The organism is Limosilactobacillus reuteri subsp. reuteri, from assembly GCF_000016825.1.
GTDB classification, from domain to species: domain Bacteria; phylum Bacillota; class Bacilli; order Lactobacillales; family Lactobacillaceae; genus Limosilactobacillus; species Limosilactobacillus reuteri.
The window spans coordinates 1,494,121-1,517,323 of the sequence record NC_009513.1 but is presented as its reverse complement, the minus strand read 5'-3'; the positions used below and the strand labels follow the sequence as shown (position 1 = coordinate 1,517,323).

The window sequence follows — 23,203 nt, the reverse complement described above, 5'->3', positions numbered from 1 at the left end:
CACGTTTTGAAAGGGGTACAAGGATAGAATGATCGAATTTGAAAAGCCAAATATTCACAAAGTTGAAGAAACAGATAACTACGGTAAATTTGTCGTAGAACCACTTGAGCGCGGTTATGGAACCACTCTCGGTAACTCGTTAAGACGTGTATTAATTGCATCTTTGCCAGGTGCAGCGATTACGAGTATGCAAATTGATGGTGTTTTACATGAATTTAGCACTGTTGAAGGTGTAACTGAGGATGTTACGCAGATTATCCTAAATCTAAAGAAAGTTTCTTTGAAGCTTGATTCTGAGGATCAAAAGAATCTTGAATTAGATGTTAAAGGACCTGCTGAAGTAACTGCAAGTGATATCCAGGGTGATAATGAAGTTACAATCTTAAATCCTGATCTGCATATTGCAACTGTTGCTGATGGCGCAGAATTACACATCAAGTTAACTGCTGATAAGGGTCGCGGTTACCTTTCTGCTAACGATAATAAGGCCCGGATGGATGATTTAGCAATTGGTGTTTTACCGATTGATTCCATCTATACCCCAATTGAACGTGTAAATTACACTGTTGAAAATGCACGGGTTGGTCAGCGTAACGATTATGACAAGTTGACGCTGGATGTTTGGACTGATGGTTCATTAACACCAACTGAAGCAGTTAGTCTAGGTGCGAAGATTTTGACTGAACACTTAGCTATGTTTGTTGATTTAACAGAAACAGCTCAAAATGCTCAAGTGATGGTTGAAAAAGAAGAAACACACAAAGAGAAGATGCTTGAAATGACTATTGAAGAGCTTGATCTCTCTGTACGTTCTTACAATTGTTTGAAGCGAGCTGGTATCAATACTGTTAAGGAATTAACTGATCGAACAGTGTCTGATATGATGAAGGTTCGGAACTTAGGACAAAAGTCGTTAGAAGAAATTAAACTTAAATTAAATGATCTTGGTGTTTCATTTCGCCAAGACGACTAATTAGTATACCAATTGCAAAGGAGGGAACCACTTTATGAGTTACCGTAAATTAGGACGTACAAGTTCACAACGTAAGGCTTTATTACGTGATTTAACTACAGATTTAATCGTTAATGGTCGTATTACCACTACTGAAGCACGTGCTAAGGAAGTTCGTAAGACTGCTGATAAGATGATTACGCTTGCTAAGCATGGTGATTTAGCTTCTCGTCGTAAGGCTGCCGCTTTTGTGCGTAATGTTGTTGCTGATGTTAAGGAAGATGGCGATGATATTCGTGTACAATCTGCTCTTCAAAACCTTTTTGAAGAACTTGCTCCAAAGTATGCAGATCGTAACGGTGGTTACACACGCATCTTGAAGACTATGCCTCGTCGTGGTGACGGTGCACCAATGGTTATTCTTGAATTAGTGGACTAATTAATTCGTTCACATAAACTAAATACGTAATAAAGAATCACTATCATTGATAGTATAGAGCGTTACGATGGTGGGGAAACCCTAGTCTAGCTTGAATGCGGGAAACCCTCGCGCACTTCAATGGTAAGTGATTTTTTATTTTAAATTTAATTTTGATAGATAATTCTGTGGACTTTGCTAAAATATACTTATTAACTAAAATTGAAAAGAGGAAATACTGTGACTGGAATAAAAATTCGAAAGCTTGTATTTACATATCCAGACAGTAAATACCCCGTTTTAAACAATATCAATCTAGATTTTGAACCATTTTCTTGGACAGCAATTATTGGTCATAATGGTAGCGGAAAGAGTACATTAGCCCGATTAATTGATGGATTACTCAGTCCTACTGCGGGATCGATTGAAGTTGACGGAATTCAAGTTAACGAAAGTTCTTTAGGTCAGATTCACCAGCAAATCGGATTCGTTTTTCAAAACCCTGAAAATCAGTTTGTAGGAGCAACAGTTGCTGACGATGTTGCATTCGGACTTGAAAACCGACAAGTAGCTCAAAATGAAATGGGGGAAAAGATTGATAAAGCTTTAAAGATGGTGGGAATGAGTGATTATAAAAACACAGCTCCTATTAATCTCTCAGGAGGACAAAAGCAACGGGTAGCACTTGCAGGAATCCTTGCATTAATGCCTAAGATAATAATCCTTGATGAGGCCACTAGTATGCTTGATCCTTTAGCACGACAAGAAATTTTGTCTTTATTGCAAAGATTAAAAAATGAATATAATCTTTCAATTATTTCGATTACGCATGATCTTAAAGAAATTGAGCTAGCAGATAAAATAATTGTGTTAAATGATTCGCAAGTTGTAAAGCAAGGTACTCCATCCGAAATTCTTAAAGATAAAGAATTATTACTTGAAATTGGAGTAGGAGTTCCTGCGAGTCAGCAACTGCAGAAATTATTGGTTGAACGAGGAATTAATATTCCAAATAGATATTTAAATTTAGAGGAGCTAAAAAATTGGCTAAAGCAGCAATTACAGTAAAAAAACTCCACTATATATATCCGAATTCTACTAATGAAGCCTTACATAATGTCTCATTAACAATTAAAGAGCAAGAGTTTGTTGCTATTATTGGACAAACCGGAAGTGGGAAGTCGACATTGGTTTCATTAATTGATGGATTAATAAAGCCCAGTAGTGGGGAACTTAATGTAGCAGGTTTAGAAATTAATGCAACGACAAAAGCTGAATATTTAAGTAAAATCCACCATCAAGTCGGTTTTGTATTCCAATTTCCTGAACAGCAACTATTTGCAGAAACAGTTGCGGAGGATATTGCTTTTGGGCCTCATAATTTAGGGTGGCCTGCAAAAAAAATTGAAAAAGCAGTTGATGAAGTATTAAAAATGGTGGATTTGCCATTAGAATTAAAGTCACACTCTCCTTTTGCACTTTCTGGAGGACAAATGAGGCGAGTAGCGATTGCTGGCGTTTTAGCAATGGATCCCCAAATTTTAATTCTTGATGAACCAACAGCGGGACTGGATACTCAAGCAACTAATGATTTGCTTAAACTTATTAAAGAACTTAATAAGAAAGGAACAACGATTATAATGGTTACTCACCAAATGGAACAGGTAGCCTACTATGCTAATCACGTAATTGCAATGAGTAATGGGCAGGTTGTTGCGGATACGACTCCTCAGCAATTATTTAATGATGCTCAACGATTAAAAAAACTATCATTGACGCTGCCTGTTTCCGTCGAAGTTGCGCAATTCCTTAGTAAAGATGGGATAACTTTAAAAAATACAGAACCGCTTACGCTTGATGCATTAGCAGATGAAATAGCAGAAGCGATGAGGAGAAAAGAAAATGAATAGTAAAATCGTATTTGGTAGTTATGTACCAGTAAAATCGATCCTTCATCGTCTTGATCCACGAATAAAACTAATTATGTGTATTATTTACGTTATTTTAATTTTCTTCGTGAATAATTTTTTAGCTGCTATATGGCTTTTATTAGCGCTCCTTGCGGCAATTAAGTTAAGTAATGTTGGGTTAAGACAGTATTGGCAAGGAATTAAGCCGTTATTTTTAATTATTTTGATAACAGTAGCGTTTCAAATTTTATTTAGTAGTGGCGGAAAGATGTATTGGCATTGGGGAATTATGGCAATAACCCGTGATGGTCTTATTAATTCATTGATTATTTTCTACCGTTTTATTGTGATTATCACCGCCTCAACTGTCTTAACTGCCACCACTCAAACTTTTCAGATTGCAGACGCCTTGGCATGGTTAATGAAACCATTACAAATAATTAAGGTCCCTGTCAATCAGATTACGTTAATGCTTTCCATTGCGTTGCGCTTTGTTCCAACTATTATGGATGAAACTAATAAAATTATGAAAGCTCAACGGGCCCGCGGGATTAATTTTAACGCTGGAAATCTTTTGACACGGATTAAACATTTAGTTCCGATTCTTATCCCATTGTTTGTCAACTCGTTTAAGCGGGCAGAAGAATTAGCAACGGCAATGGAAGCACGAGGGTATGATCCTAATGCACCACGGACTCATTATCGTCAATTAGTTTGGCATAAAAATGATGCGTGGGCTGGCTTGGCGCTATTGATTGTGACAGTTGGTCTAGTTTGCATCCGAATATTTTTATAAATTAATAAGGAAGTAAAAAATGTATCGTTATAAAATAACCTTTGCTTATGATGGAACCAATTTTTCCGGTTTCCAAATTCAACCAAATAAGCGGACAGTTGAACAAACATTAAAGAATGCAGTAAATAAAATTGCTAAGCACCCAACTCCTGCTATTCCCGTTATCGGCTCAGGAAGAACAGATGCAGGAGTTCATGCTCTGAATCAGGTTGCGCACTTTGATATTCCCTATCATTTAAGTAATGAATCGATGAGAAAGGCCCTCAACAGCATTTTGCCACTGGATATTTTAATTAAGAAAGCTGAATTAGTTGATAATGACTTTCATGCGCGTTATAGTGCTCATCGTAAAACTTATCGTTATCGGGTTGATCAGGGGGAATTTGTGAATCCTTTTAAACGTAACTATACTTCTCATTTTAAATATCCTCTTAACTTAGAAAAAATGAGAAAAGCAGCTGATGATTTGGTTGGAACTCATGATTTTACAAGTTTTGTTGCATCAGGAAGTCAAGCAAAAAGTAATGTTCGGACGATTGAGAATATTACAATTAAACGCGATGAGGTAAGAAATGAAGTCGTCTTTGACTTTACTGGTAATGGTTTCCTTTATAATCAAGTTCGAATAATGGTCGCTTTTCTTTTAGAAATCGGGAGCAATCAGCGACCAGTAGATGACGTGTCTCGAGTCCTTAAGGCGAAGGATCGGACATTGGCACGGATGACAGCGCCAGCGAGTGGTTTATATTTAGTTAATGTAGATTATGGAACAAATGATGAAAAGGATTGACGAAAGTGCTAGAAGAAGGTATACTAGCCATTGGTATTTCTTTTCCATCTAATAACTCGGTACACTATTATATGTAAAAGAAAAACAAAATTGGAGGACTTAATCGTGAGAACGACATACATCGCAAAACCTGGTGAAGTTGAACGCAAATGGTACGTTGTCGATGCTAAGGATGTCCCAATGGGTCGTTTAGCATCTGCAGTAGCATCAATTTTGCGCGGTAAGAACAAACCAACATTTACTCCACACGTTGATACTGGTGATTACGTTATCGTTATCAACGCTGCGCAAGTTAAGTTAACTGGTAAGAAAGCATCTCAAAAGATGTACTACCGTCACTCAAACTACCCTGGTGGTTTGAAGCAACGGACTGCTGGTGACTTCCTTGCAAAGGAACCAGAGAAGTTATTGGAAACTGCTATCAAGGGTATGCTTCCACACAATTCTCTTGGTCACAAGCAAGGTTTGAAGTTACATGTTTATGCTGGTGAAGACCACAAACATGCTGCACAAAACCCAGAAGTTTTAGACATTACTAACTTAATCTAAGGAGGGAATGGAATTGGCTCAACAAGTACAATACAGTGGTACTGGTCGGCGTAAGGATGCAACCGCACGTGTTCGCTTAGTACCAGGTTCAGGTAAGATTACGATGAACGGCAAGGCAATTGAAGACTACATTCCATTTGCCAACTTACGTGCTATCGTTAACCAACCATTTGCTGTTACTAAAACAGAAGGTCAATACGACGTTTTAGCTAACGTTAATGGTGGTGGATTCTCTGGTCAAGCAGGTGCAGTACGTCATGGTATTGCCCGTGCACTTCTCGCTGTTGATCCAGACTTCCGTGACGCTTTAAAGAAGGCTGGTCTCTTAACTCGTGACCCTCGTATGAAGGAACGTCGTAAGCCAGGTCTTAAGAAAGCTCGTAAGGCTGCTCAATTCAGTAAGCGTTAATATTTCGATTACCGCTTCCAGAGACATCAGTATTTGCTGGTGTCTTTTTTTATATTTAAACGGAATTTAATATACGGTATAATAAGTGATAACTAGTATAAAGGAGGGATTACTAATGACTAAAAAGGTAGCATTAGTAACTGGAGCAAGCCAAGGAATTGGTAAAGCAATTGTAGAAAGATTGGTTAAGGATGGTTTTGCAGTTGCTCTTGTAGCATTAAACGAGGCAAAGCTCCAACAAGTTGCTGATGAACTTAATAATAATGGTGGCGAAGCATTACCACTTGTAGCCGATGTAGCAAATAGAGAAGAAGTATTTGCAGCTGTTGAGAAAACAGTCGAACATTTTGGAGATCTTGATGTAATCGTTAATAATGCTGGCTTAGGTCCTACTACTCCAATTGATTCAATTACACCTGAACAATTTGAAAAAGTATATGGCGTAAACGTTGCTGGGGTTTTATGGGGAATTCAGGCTGCCCACAAGGCTTTTAAGGAGCTTGGTCATGGTGGTAAGATTATCAATGCCACATCTCAAGCTGGCGTTGTTGGTAATCCTAACCTTGCACTTTATTCTGGAACAAAATTTGCTATTCGAGGTATTACGCAAGTAGTAGCACAAGATTTGGCAACTGAAGATATTACGGTAAATGCTTTTGCACCAGGAATCGTTAAGACACCGATGATGTATGATATTGCACATCAAGTTGGTCAAAACGCTGGTAAGAGTGATGAATGGGGAATGGAAACTTTTGCCAAGAACATTGCAATGAAGCGTCTTTCTGAACCAGAAGATGTTGCTAATGTGGTAAGTTTCTTAGCTGGTCCTGATTCAAATTACGTTACTGGACAGACAATTATTGTTGATGGTGGAATGCAATTCCATTAATATTTAATGCTAGTAGCAGCAAGCGCAACTGGAAAAGAATTTTTCAGCTGCGCTTTTTTAACTTCTTCTAAAAATATTACGATAAATTAACCCAAACGAGATGGATTTTGCTACAATTAATAACTAGTAGAAATGAGGAGGCTAGGCTTGTGGCAAAACGGAAGCGGAGAAGCAAAAACCGCCATACGGGTAGAAATTGGATTATTAGCATTCTTGCTGTTATTGTTATTTTTTTGGGTGTTTACGTTGGGCACCATTTTTACCGAATTTGGAATCAGCAACGAATTGAACAAGAGGCACGTGAAAAGGATCGCCGAGCGAAGCAATTATTTATTCAGCAAGTTGCTCCTGAAGCCCAGGCAATGCAAAATACTTATCATGTCTATGCATCAATTACGATTGCCCAAGCGATTCTTGAATCTCAATGGGGAACGAGTCAGTTAGCGTCGCAATACCATAATTTATTTGGAATTAAGGGAACAGGAACAAATTCACGAGTAATGACAACCAAAGAATACATTAATGGTAAGTGGATCGTTACTAAGGGGCGGTTCCGCGTTTATGATAGTTGGAGCGACTCTATTAAGGATCACACGCGATTGATGTTAAATGGGACAGACACCAATCAACAAAATTACGATCGAGTTGTTCATGCGACTAATTATCAAGAAGCAGCTCGTGGATTACAAGAAGCAGGGTATGCGACTGATCCTGATTATGCACAAAAATTAATTTCTGTGATTAAGGCATATAAATTATATAATTATGATAAGTAATATAGAGGGGTACGAAAATGAAAGAGCTAGAAGAAAAAATTAAGGAATATGGGACTGTTTTACCGGGTAATGTTTTAAAAGTGGATGCCTTTTTGAACCATCAAGTTGATCCTCAATTAATGTTGCATATCGGTCAAAAATTTGCCAAACTTTTCGCTAATGAAGGTATTACTAAAATTTGGACAGTTGAATCATCAGGAATTGCGCCAGCTGTAATGACAGGGTTGGAAATGAACCTCCCAGTTATTTTTGCTCGTAAGCATAAGAGCCTTACTCTTAACCAAAATATGTATACTGCTGATGTATATTCATATACCAAGAAAACAACCAATCGGATTTCAATTTCTAAAAAGTATGTAGATGCTGACGATAAAATTTTAATGATTGATGATTTCTTGGCTAATGGTCAAGCAGTAGAGGGATTATTAGAAATTGCTGATCAAGCAGGGGTTCAAGTAGCCGGTGCAGGAATAGTTATTGAAAAGAGCTTTCAACCTGGAGCTGGCGAACTAAAAGAACGTGGAATTCGTGTCGAATCATTGGCACGAATTCAATCATTGAGTGATAATAAAGTTGAATTCGTAAAAGACTAATAAGGGAAGTGATAAAATGGGCAGAGATGCTATTTACCCAGGTAGTACTTTAGGAATTATTGGAATTAATCGCAATGGAGCTGCACTTATTGCGGCAGCGAAAAAGGCAGGCTTTAATGTTGGTGTATATGTGGATCGTTCTCAGCCATCAGTAACTAAAATGGCTGACTTTACAATTGTAGGGGCAATGAATGATCGGGCAAAACTAACTCAGTTTGGGGAAGCATGTGATGCAATTATTTATCAAACCCCTAATGTCGATTCTCGCGTCCTGCACTTTTTGAGTCAATATGCAGTGATTCCTCAGGGGATTAATGCTCTTGAAATTGTTCAAGACCGGTTAATGGAACGAGCTTTCCTAGATCAAGTGAATATTAATATTGCCCCATATGTGACGGTGGTTAGTTTAGATGATGTTTATCAATCAATTGATTCCATCGGCTATCCTGCACTGTTAAAACCCATCCAACGAGGAATTGGGGAAAATTCAATGCTGATTGAGCGCCAATCTGATATTACTCGCGCCGCTGATTTTATTGATACTGGTACATATTTACTGGAATCGTGGATTGAACATACAAATGAATATACGATGACAGCGGCAACTGATGGAAAAGATACAGAGATTTTCCCACTTGCTCAGCTTCATTACAATGACAAGCGGCAATTGATTTCTGTTGCGACACCAGCAAATATTCACGATGATATGTTAAAAGAGATGCAGCGGATTGTAAAAAGTGTTGCAGCATCTTTGGAGTATCGGGGTGTATTTTCGGTTAACTTTTATGTTACTTCTACTGGTACCCTCTATGTAAAGAATATCGAACCAGGGCTAACGTCGATTGCTAATATTTATGATGTCACGGCAAATGTTGACCAGTATGAAGAACAATTAAGAAGTGCGGTTGGGATGCCCCTGCATGTTATTACGCCATTACAAATTGGCTTATTGATGGTCGTTCGCAATTATCAATCACGAGCAATTCAACGGCAATGGTTGTTGAAGAATAACTGGCAATTTAGGTTCTTTAATGATGTTGGGGATGACGATCAGGCAATTCTAGGCTTTGTCTGGGTAACTGGCGGCGATAACTTGGCAGCCTTAAAGAATCAGGTTGACGATACTGAAGTTTGGAACGACCAAGCTTGATCACGAAATTATAAATTAAGCGTACAAGATTACGAGGGACTGGGGATGAAATCGCAGTCTCTTTATTTTTCCTAACATATGTTCGATTTTAGCACCAAATAAGATCCTAATTTGGTATAATATTAGCCGATGAAAATTTAGAGAGGATGGAACAGCGTGAATAACGGGCAAGCATTATTAGAAGGAATGAATGATAAGCAATCCGAAGCAGTATTAACTACAGAGGGACCATTATTAGTAATGGCCGGTGCTGGATCAGGAAAGACACGGGTTCTTACGCACCGGGTTGCTTACTTAATTGAAGAAAATGGTGTATTACCATGGAATATTTTAGCGATTACTTTTACCAACAAGGCTGCGCGCGAAATGAAAGAGCGGGTCGGTAAATTGCTTGGTGAAAGTGCTAATGAGATTTGGGTATCGACTTTTCATGCATTATGTGTTCGAATCCTCCGTCGTGATATTGAAAAAATTGGCTATAATCGCGCCTTTACGATTGCTGATACAAGTGAGCAACGGACGTTAATGAAGCGGATTTGCGCAGAATTAAATATTGATACTAAAAAATTTGATCCCCGCAGTATTTTAAGTGCGATTTCTAATGCTAAAAATGCTTTGTTGACGCCAGATGATTATAGCAAAGAAGCTAATAGTATGTTTGAAAACATGGTCGCGCGTGCATATAAGCTTTACCAACAAGAGTTAGAAGCTAATCAAGCATTAGATTTTGATGACCTGATTATGAAGACCATTGAGTTATTGGAAAGTGACCAAGAGACGCTTGAATTTTATCAAGATAAGTTCCACTATATCCATGTTGACGAATACCAGGATACAAACGATGCCCAATACCGGTTAGTTAATCTATTAGCGCAAAAGTACCAAAATCTGTGTGTGGTAGGGGATGCAGATCAGAGTATTTATGGTTGGCGTGGAGCTAATATGAACAATATTTTGAATTTTGAACATGATTATCCCCAAGCCAAGACGGTAATGCTTGAACAAAACTATCGATCAACGCAAACAATTTTAAATGCGGCAAATGAAGTTATTGCTAATAACCTTTATCGAAAAAAGAAGAATCTGTGGACGGAAAATGGTCAAGGGGATAAAATTTCGTATTACCGCGCGCAAAATGAACATGATGAAGCGCAGTTTATTGTTTCAAAGATTAAAGAAGAACAAGAAAAGCATGGCTATCACTTTAATGACTTTGCAATTCTTTATCGGACTAATGCACAGTCACGGATGGTTGAAGAAACTTTCTTGAAGAGTAGTATTCCTTATACGATGGTTGGTGGCCATAAATTCTATGACCGGCGTGAAATTCGTGATATTTTAGCATATTTAACCTTAATCGTTAATCCTGCCGATTCAATGAGCTTTGAACGAGTTGTTAATACGCCCAAACGAGGAATTGGTTTAACTAGTGTGGAACATCTTCGCAATTTCGCTAATGAAAATGGCTGGACACTATTAAAGGCAGCTCAAAATGTTGATACTGCTAGTGAAATTACTGCACGAACACGAAATAAAATTGATGAATTTGGTCAATTAATGGCTAACTTGACTAAACAAGCAGAATATCTCACATTAACTGATTTAACTGAACAGATTTTAGAGTTAAGTGGCTACAATAAAATGCTAAGTAATGATCGAAGCCTTGAAGCACAAGCTCGTCGTGAAAACCTTGATGAATTTAAGTCGGTTACACAAGAATATGATGAGCAGCATAAAGACGATGATGATCCTAACTTGCAAAAAATTATTAACTTTTTAGCTGATTTGGCCCTTGTCTCAGATCAAGATAATGTTGATGAACAAGCGCCAGCTGTAACTTTAATGACATTACATGCAGCTAAGGGACTTGAATTTCCAGTTGTTTTCCTTGTGGGAATGGAAGAAGGTATTTTCCCATTATCCCGAGCTTTAATGGAAGATGATGAATTGGAAGAAGAACGTCGCTTAGCCTATGTTGGAATTACACGGGCAAAGAAAAAGCTTTATCTTACTAATGCCTTTTCACGGTTACTTTATGGTCGTATCCAGCGTAACCAACCATCACGATTTGTAGAGGAAATTGATTCTGAGTTGTTACAGTTTGAAAATAGCCCATCAGGTAATAGCATTAAAGATAGTAAACTGCCATTTGATCGTGCTGCCGCAACCGCTACTACCTACCGTGATCAGCAAAAGCGGACATATCGCAGTGCTGGCAAGCGAGTTAAACCAATTACTAACACCGGAACTGGGGCCGATAAAGTTGGCTGGAAAACGGGCGATAAAGTTGAACACAAAAAGTGGGGCCAAGGAACAGTGGTCAAAGTTAACGGTAGTGGCAATGATATGGAATTAGATATTGCCTTTCCAAGTCAGGGTGTAAAACGGTTATTGGCAAGTTTTGCCCCAATTACGAAAGTACAAAAATAACGAAATGAGGCGGATGAGATGAGTGAAAAACAGACGCCAGTAAAAGAATTAACCCTTCAAGAAGCTCAAGATGAGATTAAGCCATTACGAGCAAAATTGACTAAGTGGGGAAAAGAATATTATGAACAAGACAATCCAACTGTAGAGGATCATGTGTATGATCGTGCTTATCAGCGATTAGTACAGCTGGAAGAACAATTTCCCCAATTGGTCTCTGCTGATTCGCCAACCCAACGAGTAGGAGGAGCAACAGAAAGCCAATTAACAAAAGTTCGGCACGAAATTCCGATGTTATCGATGGGGGATGTCTTTTCGATTGAAGAATTGATGGACTTTAACCAACGACAACAGGAAAATCGGGATGTCGAAGTTGAGCCCGAATATAATCTCGAACTAAAAATCGATGGCCTTTCTCTTTCACTTGTTTACGAGAATGGAAAGTTAGTTCAAGGTTCTACGCGTGGCAATGGAACGATTGGTGAAGATGTTACTGCTAATGTCCGAACTATCAAGTCAGTTCCCGCAGAATTGCCAGAACCATTATCGATCGAGGTTCGGGGCGAATGTTATATGCCAAAAGCGGCTTTTGCAAAGTTAAATGCTAAACGCGAAGCAGAAGGATTGCCGGTTTTTGCTAATCCCCGGAATGCAGCAGCCGGAAGTTTGCGGCAACTAGATCCGAAAGTAACGGCGCAGCGTGAACTAGATACATTTATGTATTATGTTCCTGAATATCAAAAGATAGGCGTTAAGACCCAAGCGGAAGCACTTGATCGTATGCGAGAATTAGGTTTTAATGTTAATCCTAATAATCGGGTTGTTCATAACCGTGATGAAATTGAGAAGTATATTGAAGAATATACAGCTCAACGAGACAAGCTCACTTACGGGATCGATGGAATTGTTGAAAAAGTAAACGACCTTGATACGGAAGTTGCCCTTGGGAATACAGTTAAGGTGCCACGCTGGGAAATTGCTTATAAATTCCCTCCCGAAGAGCAAGCAACGATTGTCCGTGATATTGTCTGGACTGTCGGTCGGACCGGCAATGTAACGCCAACAGCAGTTATGGACCCAGTTCAATTGGCGGGTACAACAGTTAGTCGAGCTTCTTTGCATAATCCTGATTACTTGCGTGAAAAAGATATTCGAATTGGTGATACTGTTTACCTGCATAAAGCGGGTGACATTATTCCTGAAATTTCAAAAGTAGATCTAACTAAACGTCCTGCAGATTCAGTTGAATATGAGATTCCAACGAAGTGTCCGGTCTGTGGCTCGGAATTAGTTCATCTTGATGGTGAAGTTGCGTTACGCTGTATTAATCCAATGTGTCCAGCACAGATTAAAGAAGGCTTAGCACATTTCGCTTCTCGGAATGCCATGAATATCGATGGGCTTGGTCCTAGAATTATTGAACAGCTGTGGGATAAAGAATTAATTCATGATGTTGCCGGTTTGTATCGGCTTAATCATGATCAATTATTAACTTTAGATAAATTTGGTGAGAAATCGACCGCTAACCTATTGACATCGATCGATAATAGTCGTAATAATTCTGTCGAGCGCTTATTATTTGGTCTTGGAATTCGTCATGTAGGTGCAAAGGCTGCTCGAATTATCATGGAACATTTTGGTGACCTTGATAGCTTAATGAAGGCTGATGCCGATGAAATTTCTGCGATTAGTGGAATTGGGCCAACAATTGGCGAAAGTATCGTAACTTATTTTGCTAATCAACAGGTTGTTAAATTAATTGACGAATTACGAGAAGTTGGGGTAAACTTTGCTTATCTTGGCTCACGGTCAAATGCTAATCCTGATAGCGAATGGAATGGTCGGCGAGTAGTACTGACTGGTAAGCTAACTGAAATGACTCGTGGGGAAGCAAAATCATGGCTTGAAAACCACGGGGCTAAGGTAACCGAAAGTGTCTCAAAGAAAACAGATATTGTCATTGCTGGGGCTGATGCTGGTAGTAAGCTAACAAAAGCTCAAAACTTGGGTATTGATGTATGGAATGAACAGCAATTCAGCCAAGCAATGAAGGAGGAACAGTAAATCGTGAAGCGAAAGGCAAAAAAAATAGCCGTTAGTGCTGCCGTTTTGATGTGTACTGTTTTGCTTGCATCATGTGGTTTTGGAGGAAAGTCGTCATCGAAAAACTATTCAACGACTGGTTCAAGTAATGGTACTTATCAAGGTGTGATTAAAAATGGTCGTTACCGAACAAGTAAAGCTCGAGGTATAAATGTCTCACAAAATGATAATCAATATAACCTTAAAAGCTTTGAAAGTGGTTTGACTCAGGTTTCAAAACGGGTCTTTTCAACAAAAAGCTATATTTTCCAAGAAGGTCAATACCTTAGTAGTGGGACGATTGAAAACTGGCTTGGCCGAAAAACAAAGAGTAATCCTGAAGGGCTAAACCCTGCTCAAGGAAAGAAGAGTAATCCTAACCCAGTCTATATTCAACAAATTGAAGAACAAGATTATATGCAAGAAAGTGGTAATTCCATGAAATTGCGGGGGATTACGATTGGGATTGGAATAAATTCCGAATACAACTACCAAACTAAGACAGGAGGACCAACTTTAACTAAGAAGATTAGTGATAGTGAGGTTCGTCGTCAAGGTGAAATCGCGGCACAAAAGGTTCTACAACGAGTGCGGAAAAAATCAGGCGTTGGAAATGTTCCGATCGTGATTGCACTATACAAACAAGCACCAGATGATAGTTTAGTTGGTGGTACATTCTTTGCTTATAGCAAGAATAGTGGTAATACGATTAGTAGCTGGCGGAAGTTAAATTATAAGAATGTAGTCCTTCCAAAGGCTAGTGCAGCAACAACTAATAGTTCTGATCAAACTGATGACGATAGTTTCTCAAACTTTAAGAGTCAGATTCAAAGTTTCTTCCCTAACTTGAGCGGAGTTACAGCGCAAGCACAATATGAAAATGGAACTTTGTCGGGGATGCACATTACTGTTACTACTCAGTTCTATAGTCAAAGTGAAATTACTAGTTTTACCCAATATATTACCCGGGCAGCGAAGAAGTACCTGCCTAATGGGATTCCGATTGATATTAAGATTCAATCTGATTCAGAAATTCAGGCGGTTGTTTATCGGAATGCTGGTTCTGATAACTTCCAGTCGCATATTTTTGATTCTTATTAAAGGTGAAAAAGGAGAATATCGATTCGTTACTAGAAAATGCGAACCGATAACTCCTTTTTTATTTCTACATGGATGAAATAGGAGCCTATTCTGTGCTAAAATTGTTAAATGTATATGTAGATTTTAAATTACTGGAAAAGAGGTAGAGAGAATGGCCAGTAAAATCACTGAGCAACAAGTAGAACACGTTGCTGAACTTGCTAAGCTTGAGTTCCCTAAGGATGAACTTGGTAAGTTTACCACTCAACTAGGAAACATTATTGATATGTTTGAAGACCTCGAAGCGGTTGATACCGATGGCGTTGAACCAATGACATCAGCAACCGATCGGGTAAATGTAATGCGTGAAGATAAGGCAGTTAAGAGTTCTAAAGACGAACAAGAAGCCTTGCTTAACAATGCTCCTGAAACTGATGGTGGCTACATCAAGGTTCCAGCAATTCTTGACGAAAGTGAGGACGGCGAATAATGGATTTTTACCAAACAAGCTTGAGTCAATTGCACGATGACTTGGTAAATAAGAAAATTAGTGCAACTGAATTAACCAAGGAAACTTTTGACCACATTAAGGGTAACGAAGATCAAGTTAAAGCCTTCATCAGCTTAAATGAGGACCAAGCACTAAAGCGGGCAGCTGAGATTGATGCAAAAGGTATTAGTGCTGATCAATTAACTGCAGGGGTTCCGCTTGCAGTTAAGGATAATATTTTAACTAAGGGCCTTACAACGACGGCTGCTTCTAAGATGCTTGAAAACTTTAACCCCGTATATGACGCGACAGTTGTTGAAAAGTTAAATGCCGCTGATTACATCAATGTTGGTAAGACTAACCTTGATGAATTTGCCATGGGATCATCTACTGAAAATTCAGCATTCTTTACGACTCATAACCCATGGGATCTTACACGGGTTCCTGGTGGTTCTTCCGGTGGTTCTGCTGCTGCTGTTGCGGCCGGAGATGTTTTAGGTGCGCTTGGTACTGATACTGGTGGTTCTATTCGGATGCCTGCTTCCTTTAACGGTGTCGTTGGGATGAAGCCTACATACGGTCGTGTATCGCGGTGGGGAATCATTGCCTTTGGTTCAAGTTTTGACCAAGTCGGCTGGTTGACCCAAAATGTTAAGGATAATGCCTTGTTGACCGCCCTCATCAGTGGAAATGATGAACGGGATATGACATCCTCACTTAAAGAAGTTCCAGACTGGGCAGCCCAATTAAACGAAAATACGAATGTTAAAGGCTTACGGATTGCTGTGCCAAAGGAATACTTTGATGGCTTAGACGAAGATGTTCAAGAAGTAATCAAGGCTGCTTTGGACCACTTAGAATCCCTCGGCGCAATTGTTGATGAAGTAAGTTTGCCACACACCAAGTATGGGGTTCCTGCTTACTACATTTTAGCCTCATCTGAAGCATCTTCTAACCTCCAACGTTACGATGGTATCCGTTATGGCTTCCGAGCTGCTGATGTTAAGAACTTGGAAGACGTTTATGTTCGTTCTCGTTCGGAAGGTTTCGGTGAAGAAGTTAAGCGGCGGATTATGTTAGGGACATTCTCTCTATCTGCTGGTTTCTATGATGCCTACTTTAATAAGGCCGCTAAAGTTCGTCGTCTTATTGCCCAAGATTTTGAAGACGTATTTAAGGATCATGATGTAATCGTTGGTGCTACTGGTGCTTCAACGGCATTTAAGATTGGTGCGGAGATTGACGATCCACAAACTATGTACATGAACGATGTATTGACTGTTCCCGTTAATATGGCCGGTCTTCCTGCAATGTCCATTCCTGCTGGCTTCTCTGCTAAAAATGGCATGCCAGTTGGTCTGCAAATCATCGGAAAAGCATTTGACGAACAAACAGTTTATAACACTGGATATGTCTTTGAACAGACAACTGATTTCCATAAGAAGACACCAAAGTTAGGAGGTCAAAATTAAGATGAACTTTCAAACAACAATCGGTCTAGAAGTCCACGTTGAATTAAAGACTAATTCAAAGATTTACAGTCCATCCCCCGTTGAATACGGTGACCAGCCTAATGCAAACACTAATGTCATCGACTGGGGTTACCCTGGTGTATTGCCAAGTTTAAATAAGGGTGTCGTTCGTGACGGAATCATGGCTGGACTTGCTCTTCATGCTCAAATTGCCCACCACATGCACTTTGATCGGAAGAACTACTTCTATCCTGATAACCCGAAAGCTTACCAGATTACTCAATCAGATACGCCAATTGCTCATGATGGTTGGATTGAAATTGAAGTAAACGGTAAGAAGAAAAAGATCGGTATCAAAGAAATGCACATTGAAGAAGATGCTGGTAAGAACACGCACACCAGTAAGTATTCATATGTTGACTTGAACCGGCAAGGAACACCGCTGATCGAAATTGTTTCTAAGCCAGATATTGCCTCGCCTGAAGAAGCAGTGGCTTACTTGGAAGCATTGCGTCAACGGATCCAATTTACGGGGATCTCTGACGTGAAGATGGAAGAAGGGTCCATGCGGGTTGATACCAACATCTCAATTCGGCCAATCGGTTCTGACAAGTTTGGGACCAAGACAGAAATGAAGAACATCAACTCCTTTAACTATGTTCGGAAGGCCCTCGCATTTGAAGAAAAACGGCATCAAAAAGTATTGATGGCTGGTGGACACATTGGTCAGGAAACGCGTCGTTATGATGAAGCGACTGGTGAGACTATTCTGATGCGGACAAAGGAAGGTTCTGATGATTACCGTTACTTCCCAGAACCAGACTTGCCACCAGTAAACGTTAGCGATGAATGGATTAGTGAAATTGAAAGCGAAATGCCAGAAATGCCTGGTGAGCGTCGTGAGCACTATGTTAAGGACCTTGGCTTAACTGATTACGATGCCATGGTTCTTACCCAGACTAAGGAAATGTCTGATTTCTTTGAAGAGGCTGTTAAGGACGGTGGCGATCCTAAGCGGGTAGCCAACTACTTAATGAACGATGTGAACTCATACTTGAACGATAAGCAAGTTGACTTACAAGATACCAAGCTTACTCCATCTAACCTTGCCGGTATGGTGAAGTTGATTGAAGACGGAACAATTTCTTCTAAGATGGCTAAGAAGGTCTTCAAGGGAATCTTAGATGGTGAAGAACCAAATGCTTACGCAAAGGAACACGGTCTTGTTCAGTTATCTGATCCTGCGCAACTACAGCCAATCGTTGATGAAGTCCTTGATAACAACGAACAATCAATTGAAGACTTTAAGAATGGTAAAGACCGGGCTGTCGGCTACTTAATGGGTCAAATCATGAAGCAAACGCGTGGTAAGGCTAACCCACAAGTTGTTACTCAATTATTGATGAAGTCTTTGAAGGCTAAATAGAGTAGGGAGGGATGACCGTGCGAAAACGTGCTCGGATAATTTATAATCCTACCTCAGGCCGTGAAACATTGCGAAGTGATTTAGTTGATATTCTCGCAATTTATGAGAAAGCTGGATATGAAACTAGTGCTTTTGCGACTACTCCTGCGCCTAACTCGGCTAAGAACGAAGCCACTCGTGCTGCTGAAGACGGTTTTGATTTGATTGTAGCCGCTGGTGGAGACGGTACCCTGAATGAAGTGGTTAATGGAATTGCTGGGTTAGAACATCGGCCAACATTAGCGATTATTCCAGCAGGGACGACTAATGACTATGCACGGGCATTACGGATTCCTCGTGATGATCCGATCGCCGCGGCTAAGTTAATCTTAAAGAAGAATAAGAAATTTAAGATTGATATTGGTCGGGCTGGTGAAAACTACTTCATGAATATTGCTGCTGGTGGAACGATGACTGAATTAACCTATGAGGTCCCTTCGCAAATGAAGTCCCTTTTTGGTTATGCAGCATACTTCGCCAAGGGAGCAGAGTTAATGCCGCGGATTAAGCCAGTCGACATGCTAATCAAGTATGATAATCAGGAATACCGGGGCAGTGCTTCCATGTTTATGATTGCCTTGACTAATTCGGTCGGCGGTTTTGAACAGATTGTGCCGGATGCTTCACTTGATGATGGAAAGTTTACGATGATTATCGTCAAGAAGAGCAGCGTGATCGATATGCTCAGCTTAATGGCAAAGGCACTTCAAGGAAAGCACCTTGATGATCCGCGCATTATTTATGCTAAGGCAACCGATATTGAAGTTATTCCGCTAAACAAGGATGACCGCTTGATGGTTAACCTGGACGGGGAATATGGTGGCGATGCGCCAATGAAATTCCATAACCTTAAACAGCACCTAGAAGTAATTGCTAACTTGGATGAGATTCCAGAAGATGCGATTACAACTTCAGCTGATTTTAAGCGGGTTGAAAAAGACTTTATGAATGGCATTGACGATTATAAAGATCGCGAAAAGAAATAGAATAAATAAACGGTCAGCTTCGCAAAGAGGAAGTTGGCCGTTTGTTTTGTTATAATGGAAAATTTATGATTACATTATTCTATAATGTAATTATGAGGTGATAATGTGGGAGAATTAAATAATAGTTCAAGATTCTTCAAAACCGATAATTCTGTTGACCTGCAATTAACTAAAAATGATAAAGAACAGAGCAGCGATAAAATATTGACAATGATTAATCAACTATTTGATGAGAATAAAGAATTGATGGAGTGCTTAAAGAATAAATAGTTGGGAATTACATTTAAACGCAGATGAGGGTGAGGCATTTGTCGTTCAAATAACCTTAGCCGACGATTCTGAAGAAGAAATGATAGAAATTTCGCACTTTTTAGAAAAGCATTGCGTAAAAGCATAAACGGTCAGCTTCACAAAGAGGAAGTTGGCCGTTTGTTTTGTTATAATAGGAGAAGTTTGTAACGTTGAAATTAATGGAGGAATAACTTTGAAACTAAACATTCCAGTACATAAAAATGAAGAATATCCCGCAAAAGTAGTGGATTTATCTTACGAAGGCAATGGGGTCGTTAAGATTGATGATTTTCCCGTCTTTGTTCCTAATGCCCTTCCTGGTGAAGAGATTACGGTAAAGATCACCAAAGTAACCAGCCACTTTGCATGGGGACGAGTAATGGACTGGCAGACGAAGAGTCCAGACCGCGTTGATGTTAAGGATAAAAAGTACATTCAAACGGGAATCGCTCCACTTGGTCATTTGAAATACGATGCTCAACTGAAATTTAAGCAACATCAAATTCAAGAATTATTGGCTAAAGCCCACTTAGATGAGATTGAAGTTTTGCCAACGATGGGGATGGAAAAGCCTTATCATTACCGCAACAAGGCCCAAGTACCAGTAAAAATGGTCCACGGTCAATTAGAAACCGGTTTTTATAAGCGGGGGAGCCACAATTTAGTACCCATTGAAGATTTCTATATCCAGGATCCAGAAATTGATAAGGCCATTGTGGTTGTCCGTGACTTATTACGACAATACCACATTACGCCATATGATGAACAAACTGGTAAGGGCGTGATTCGCACAGTAATGGTTCGGCGGGGATACTACAGCCATGAAATGATGGTAGTCTTAGTCACGAATACGAAGCGGCTGCCAATGGAAAAGCAAATCGTCGACGGAATCGTTGCCGGAGTGCCAGAAGTAAAAAGTATTGTGCAAAATATCAATGATAAGCGAACGAACCGCTTGCTCGGCAATAAGAATAAAACGTTATGGGGTGCTGATGAAATTCATGATCAGCTCCTCGGGATTGATTTTGCAATTTCACCATTATCCTTCTACCAGGTTAATCCGCAACAGACTGAACGCCTTTACCAAACAGCCATCGACAATGCAGGCTTGGACGGTAATCAAACCGTCATTGATGCCTATTGTGGAATTGGCACGATTTCCCTGGCAGTAGCTAAGCACGCTAAGCAAGTTTACGGGGTCGAAATTGTTCCAGCGGCGATTGAAGATGCCAAACATAATGCTAAACGGAATGGTATTAAGAACGCCAAATTTGTTGTTGGTAAGGCGGAAGAACAATTTGCTAAGTGGCAAGCAGAAGGGCTCAAACCAGATGTTGTCATCGTTGATCCACCACGGAAGGGCTTGGCTGAATCATTGATTGAAGCTACTGGTAAGATGGGACCGAAGAAAGTGATTTATGTTTCCTGCAACCCAGCTACTTTAGTTCGTGATATCAAGCGGTTCGCTGACCAAGGCTACCATGTAACAAAGCCAATTCAGCCAGTAGACCAGTTCCCACAGACGACGCATGTTGAGTCAGTAACGGTGCTGGAACGAGCACAAAACGATTAAAATTCGTTGAAAGGTTGGATGGCTTGCCGTACTGGAAGTGAGACTAAGGCCAACGTTATGGTATATAGTGGTGATTTGATAAATTTGCTTATTATGAGAGGACTTTAGCAATTTGAGTGGATTGGGGTAAAGCTTAGTACACTTAAAAAGCAAGAGTGCAACTTTTAAGGAGAAGAGGTGGATTTATGAATTAATGATTAATTTACTAAAGAGCATCCTTTTTTATATTGTTAATCACTTTAATACTAGAAGATTTGTTTTTTACTATCCAATTTATGGGATAAGATTAAATCTGGTGAGGTTTTTTCTAGAATAGCTAAAGATGGGTTAAAGGATTCTCAAAATTATGAAGTTGTTCCTTATATATTTATTTTATTGGGTATAGTGGTATTTTCATTTTCAACGTATAGATATTTTACTGTAGGAAAATTGTACTTTTGGCTAACTACTGTAGCTTTAATATCCAGTGTAATTCTATCTTTATGAAAATGTTTTCCCCCAGAATAGTATGAGGAAATTTTCAAGAAGATATGACAGAAAATTTTAAAGCTTATGAACAATGATTAGGGAAGTGAGTAATTAAGTGTATATTTGGCCTTCTTCGGATATGGATTTTTGGAAAATAGAAAATAATGACACAAAAGTAGTAGTCGAATGGAGTCGCAATAATTTTTTAGACTATAAAAGACTAACTTATCAATTTTATAGCTGTGGGTATAAAATATTGGAGGAAGTAATAAATGATAACCTTAATAATGTTAAGTCAGATATGTGGTTTTTAACAGGTATATTTTTGATCCGCCACAGTCTTGAATTAGGGTTGAAATCATTATTATGTAGGGTATTACCTCAAAAAAAAGATATTCAAGATACGTTTAAAAATTTTGGTCATGATGTAGCTTCATTATTAAAAAAATATGATGAAGTTGGACATGAGAATTTTCTAAATAATAGAGAAAAAAGATGGTTATCAAAGTACTGTGATTCTCTAGAAGAGGTAGATAGAAAATCCGATGTTTTTAGATTCCCTTTTGACGATGAATTTCTTTCAAAATACAGAGACAAATTCTTAGATAATATACAGGTCGCTAACAATTTGCTACAGGCTTTCTATTTAGTAAAGAAGTGCCTGGAAATGGGAGATATTGCTGAAGAAGAGGAATTTAATAATACATTAAAACCTGAGTTCTTTATTTTTACTTCTCGTAGTTCTGAAAATTGTTACTTATGGCAAAGCCTTTTGGATGAGGGCTTTCATGTCAAAATCATGGGGTATACTGAAGTAATTGACTTTATCTATCAAGTTGATAGTATTTCAAATGAAGATAAGCTTTATCCATTGATTTTTATGTTTAGGAATACTATAGAGTTATGTTTAAAAATATTATTTTATAGCCGAGTTGAAAAAGGTGTCTCGAAAAAGGCTTTTAAGTCAAAAAGAAAGAGTCATCGTATAAAAAAAGATTTGTGGAAAAATGTAAAAGATGTGATTGTCAATTATTTAGGTGTCTCGGATGAGGAGTTAAAAACCACGGAGTTAGTTGAAAAAATGCTATTTGAAATAAATAAGCTAGATAAAAATGGGGATATTTTCCGTTATCCAACCTCATATAGTTTAGAATATCGTTTTGATAATAGGGCTCTTGATTTGAGTAACATATATGTTTATCTAAAGGCCATAGTAAATTTTCTTGAAGGTTGCGATACTGAACTTGATGCTATTGCGGATGTCGAGCAGGAGATCAGGAATGAATATGAATCAGAAACATATTTCGGTATAGATTGGTGTTAAATTATATTAGAGTGCGTTTTTTTGATTATTTTCCTCAAACGACTATAAACTATATTGGTCTATCAGACACAAATGTGTTTGTGGTGGACTAATTGTGGGTAGTAGTAGTGATAAGTTGATTAGTTAGTAGTAAAAACGTTGATTGGGCAGCTTTTGGGCATGTTTTAGGCTTGACAGCAAGGTCGCTAGGATATGTTGAGTCGGTGACATTGTTGGAGCGAGTATAGCGAAACTCGATTACTTACGAATAACTCAGAGAGTGACTAACAGAAGCGTTCAAGCGTTAGAAACGCTCCACACGATAGCGTCCCCA

The 23,203-nt window shown here is 39.0% G+C and carries 22 protein-coding genes; all 22 read left to right on the top strand.

Features of this window, described 5'->3' with window-relative positions; translation table 11 throughout:
- The first annotated feature begins 28 nt into the window (after nucleotides 1-28).
- The 22 genes from LREU_RS07645 to LREU_RS07545 all read left to right on the top strand — a co-directional run bounded on the left by LREU_RS07645 (nucleotide 29) and on the right by LREU_RS07545 (nucleotide 22,890).
- Complete coding sequence (locus LREU_RS07645) at nucleotides 29-973, top strand: DNA-directed RNA polymerase subunit alpha (RefSeq protein ID WP_003664530.1); 945 nt, start codon at nucleotides 29-31, stop codon at nucleotides 971-973.
- A gap of 34 nt (nucleotides 974-1,007) precedes the next feature.
- Nucleotides 1,008-1,391: a 50S ribosomal protein L17 gene (gene rplQ, locus LREU_RS07640; RefSeq protein WP_003664528.1), complete on the top strand. Its 384-nt coding sequence runs from the start codon at nucleotides 1,008-1,010 to the stop codon at nucleotides 1,389-1,391.
- Nucleotides 1,392-1,610: 219 nt separating this feature from the next.
- Nucleotides 1,611-2,438 carry an energy-coupling factor transporter ATPase gene (locus LREU_RS07635; RefSeq protein WP_003668776.1) on the top strand — a complete coding sequence of 276 codons (828 nt, stop codon included), beginning with the start codon at nucleotides 1,611-1,613 and terminating at the stop codon, nucleotides 2,436-2,438.
- Complete coding sequence (locus LREU_RS07630; protein WP_003668775.1) at nucleotides 2,414-3,280, top strand: energy-coupling factor transporter ATPase; 867 nt, start codon at nucleotides 2,414-2,416, stop codon at nucleotides 3,278-3,280. Before LREU_RS07635 ends, LREU_RS07630 begins: the two co-directional genes overlap by 25 nt.
- Entirely contained in the window at nucleotides 3,273-4,076 is an 804-nt protein-coding gene (locus LREU_RS07625) for an energy-coupling factor transporter transmembrane component T family protein (protein ID WP_003668773.1), read from the top strand. The genes LREU_RS07630 and LREU_RS07625 overlap by 8 nt, the downstream gene beginning before the upstream one ends.
- A gap of 19 nt (nucleotides 4,077-4,095) precedes the next feature.
- Nucleotides 4,096-4,866, top strand: coding sequence for a tRNA pseudouridine(38-40) synthase TruA (truA, locus tag LREU_RS07620; RefSeq protein WP_003664519.1), 771 nt, complete (start codon nucleotides 4,096-4,098; stop codon nucleotides 4,864-4,866).
- Nucleotides 4,867-4,971: 105 nt separating this feature from the next.
- Nucleotides 4,972-5,415 carry a 50S ribosomal protein L13 gene (gene rplM / locus LREU_RS07615; RefSeq protein WP_003664517.1) on the top strand — a complete coding sequence of 148 codons (444 nt, stop codon included), beginning with the start codon at nucleotides 4,972-4,974 and terminating at the stop codon, nucleotides 5,413-5,415.
- A 7-nt stretch (nucleotides 5,416-5,422) separates the two neighbouring features.
- Complete coding sequence (rpsI, locus tag LREU_RS07610) at nucleotides 5,423-5,824, top strand: 30S ribosomal protein S9 (RefSeq protein ID WP_003668771.1); 402 nt, start codon at nucleotides 5,423-5,425, stop codon at nucleotides 5,822-5,824.
- 115 nt (nucleotides 5,825-5,939) lie between these two features.
- Nucleotides 5,940-6,713 carry a (S)-acetoin forming diacetyl reductase gene (locus tag LREU_RS07605; RefSeq protein ID WP_011953536.1) on the top strand — a complete coding sequence of 258 codons (774 nt, stop codon included), beginning with the start codon at nucleotides 5,940-5,942 and terminating at the stop codon, nucleotides 6,711-6,713.
- A gap of 149 nt (nucleotides 6,714-6,862) precedes the next feature.
- Nucleotides 6,863-7,489 carry a glycoside hydrolase family 73 protein gene (locus tag LREU_RS07600; protein WP_003674860.1) on the top strand — a complete coding sequence of 209 codons (627 nt, stop codon included), beginning with the start codon at nucleotides 6,863-6,865 and terminating at the stop codon, nucleotides 7,487-7,489.
- A gap of 17 nt (nucleotides 7,490-7,506) precedes the next feature.
- On the top strand, nucleotides 7,507-8,082 hold the full coding sequence (locus LREU_RS07595) for a xanthine phosphoribosyltransferase (protein ID WP_003668766.1): 576 nt from the start codon (nucleotides 7,507-7,509) through the stop codon (nucleotides 8,080-8,082).
- A 16-nt stretch (nucleotides 8,083-8,098) separates the two neighbouring features.
- Nucleotides 8,099-9,232, top strand: a complete 1,134-nt coding sequence (locus LREU_RS07590) for an ATP-grasp domain-containing protein (RefSeq protein WP_003668764.1) — start codon at nucleotides 8,099-8,101, stop codon at nucleotides 9,230-9,232.
- Between the two features lie 156 nt (nucleotides 9,233-9,388).
- On the top strand, nucleotides 9,389-11,662 hold the full coding sequence (gene pcrA / locus LREU_RS07585) for a DNA helicase PcrA (protein ID WP_003668763.1): 2,274 nt from the start codon (nucleotides 9,389-9,391) through the stop codon (nucleotides 11,660-11,662).
- A gap of 18 nt (nucleotides 11,663-11,680) precedes the next feature.
- A complete protein-coding gene (ligA, locus tag LREU_RS07580; RefSeq protein ID WP_003668761.1) occupies nucleotides 11,681-13,723 on the top strand; it encodes an NAD-dependent DNA ligase LigA in 2,043 nt (680 codons plus the stop codon).
- 3 nt (nucleotides 13,724-13,726) lie between these two features.
- The gene (locus tag LREU_RS07575; protein ID WP_003664505.1) at nucleotides 13,727-14,842 is read left to right on the top strand and encodes a CamS family sex pheromone protein; all 1,116 of its coding nucleotides are present in this window, start codon (nucleotides 13,727-13,729) and stop codon (nucleotides 14,840-14,842) included.
- 151 nt (nucleotides 14,843-14,993) lie between these two features.
- A complete protein-coding gene (gene gatC / locus LREU_RS07570; protein ID WP_003668759.1) occupies nucleotides 14,994-15,311 on the top strand; it encodes an Asp-tRNA(Asn)/Glu-tRNA(Gln) amidotransferase subunit GatC in 318 nt (105 codons plus the stop codon).
- Nucleotides 15,311-16,783 (top strand): Asp-tRNA(Asn)/Glu-tRNA(Gln) amidotransferase subunit GatA, encoded by a 1,473-nt coding sequence (gene gatA, locus LREU_RS07565; RefSeq protein ID WP_003668756.1) that lies wholly within the window; start codon nucleotides 15,311-15,313, stop codon nucleotides 16,781-16,783. The genes gatC and gatA overlap by 1 nt, the downstream gene beginning before the upstream one ends.
- 1 nt (nucleotide 16,784) lies before the next feature.
- Nucleotides 16,785-18,209, top strand: coding sequence for an Asp-tRNA(Asn)/Glu-tRNA(Gln) amidotransferase subunit GatB (gatB, locus tag LREU_RS07560; RefSeq protein WP_003668754.1), 1,425 nt, complete (start codon nucleotides 16,785-16,787; stop codon nucleotides 18,207-18,209).
- A gap of 11 nt (nucleotides 18,210-18,220) precedes the next feature.
- Nucleotides 18,221-19,234 carry a diacylglycerol kinase gene (locus LREU_RS07555; protein ID WP_003668753.1) on the top strand — a complete coding sequence of 338 codons (1,014 nt, stop codon included), beginning with the start codon at nucleotides 18,221-18,223 and terminating at the stop codon, nucleotides 19,232-19,234.
- 105 nt (nucleotides 19,235-19,339) lie between these two features.
- Nucleotides 19,340-19,504: a hypothetical protein gene (locus LREU_RS10485; RefSeq protein WP_003668752.1), complete on the top strand. Its 165-nt coding sequence runs from the start codon at nucleotides 19,340-19,342 to the stop codon at nucleotides 19,502-19,504.
- 214 nt (nucleotides 19,505-19,718) lie between these two features.
- Entirely contained in the window at nucleotides 19,719-21,098 is a 1,380-nt protein-coding gene (gene rlmD / locus LREU_RS07550) for a 23S rRNA (uracil(1939)-C(5))-methyltransferase RlmD (protein WP_011953535.1), read from the top strand.
- Nucleotides 21,099-21,681: 583 nt separating this feature from the next.
- Complete coding sequence (locus LREU_RS07545; protein ID WP_003668750.1) at nucleotides 21,682-22,890, top strand: hypothetical protein; 1,209 nt, start codon at nucleotides 21,682-21,684, stop codon at nucleotides 22,888-22,890.
- Nucleotides 22,891-23,203 lie beyond the last annotated feature (313 nt).

Bases quoted from the DNA above. Each gene is read 5' to 3' on its own strand.
- LREU_RS07645 (WP_003664530.1), top strand. From the start codon at position 29: ATGATCGAATTTGAAAAGCCAAATATTCACAAAGTTGAAGAAACAGAT.
- rplQ (WP_003664528.1), top strand. From the start codon at position 1,008: ATGAGTTACCGTAAATTAGGACGTACAAGTTCACAACGTAAGGCTTTA.
- LREU_RS07625 (WP_003668773.1), top strand. From the start codon at position 3,273: ATGAATAGTAAAATCGTATTTGGTAGTTATGTACCAGTAAAATCGATC.
- truA (WP_003664519.1), top strand. From the start codon at position 4,096: ATGTATCGTTATAAAATAACCTTTGCTTATGATGGAACCAATTTTTCC.
- rpsI (WP_003668771.1), top strand. From the start codon at position 5,423: ATGGAATTGGCTCAACAAGTACAATACAGTGGTACTGGTCGGCGTAAG.
- LREU_RS07605 (WP_011953536.1), top strand. From the start codon at position 5,940: ATGACTAAAAAGGTAGCATTAGTAACTGGAGCAAGCCAAGGAATTGGT.
- LREU_RS07595 (WP_003668766.1), top strand. From the start codon at position 7,507: ATGAAAGAGCTAGAAGAAAAAATTAAGGAATATGGGACTGTTTTACCG.
- LREU_RS07590 (WP_003668764.1), top strand. From the start codon at position 8,099: ATGGGCAGAGATGCTATTTACCCAGGTAGTACTTTAGGAATTATTGGA.
- ligA (WP_003668761.1), top strand. From the start codon at position 11,681: ATGAGTGAAAAACAGACGCCAGTAAAAGAATTAACCCTTCAAGAAGCT.
- gatC (WP_003668759.1), top strand. From the start codon at position 14,994: ATGGCCAGTAAAATCACTGAGCAACAAGTAGAACACGTTGCTGAACTT.
- gatA (WP_003668756.1), top strand. From the start codon at position 15,311: ATGGATTTTTACCAAACAAGCTTGAGTCAATTGCACGATGACTTGGTA.
- gatB (WP_003668754.1), top strand. From the start codon at position 16,785: ATGAACTTTCAAACAACAATCGGTCTAGAAGTCCACGTTGAATTAAAG.
- LREU_RS07555 (WP_003668753.1), top strand. From the start codon at position 18,221: ATGACCGTGCGAAAACGTGCTCGGATAATTTATAATCCTACCTCAGGC.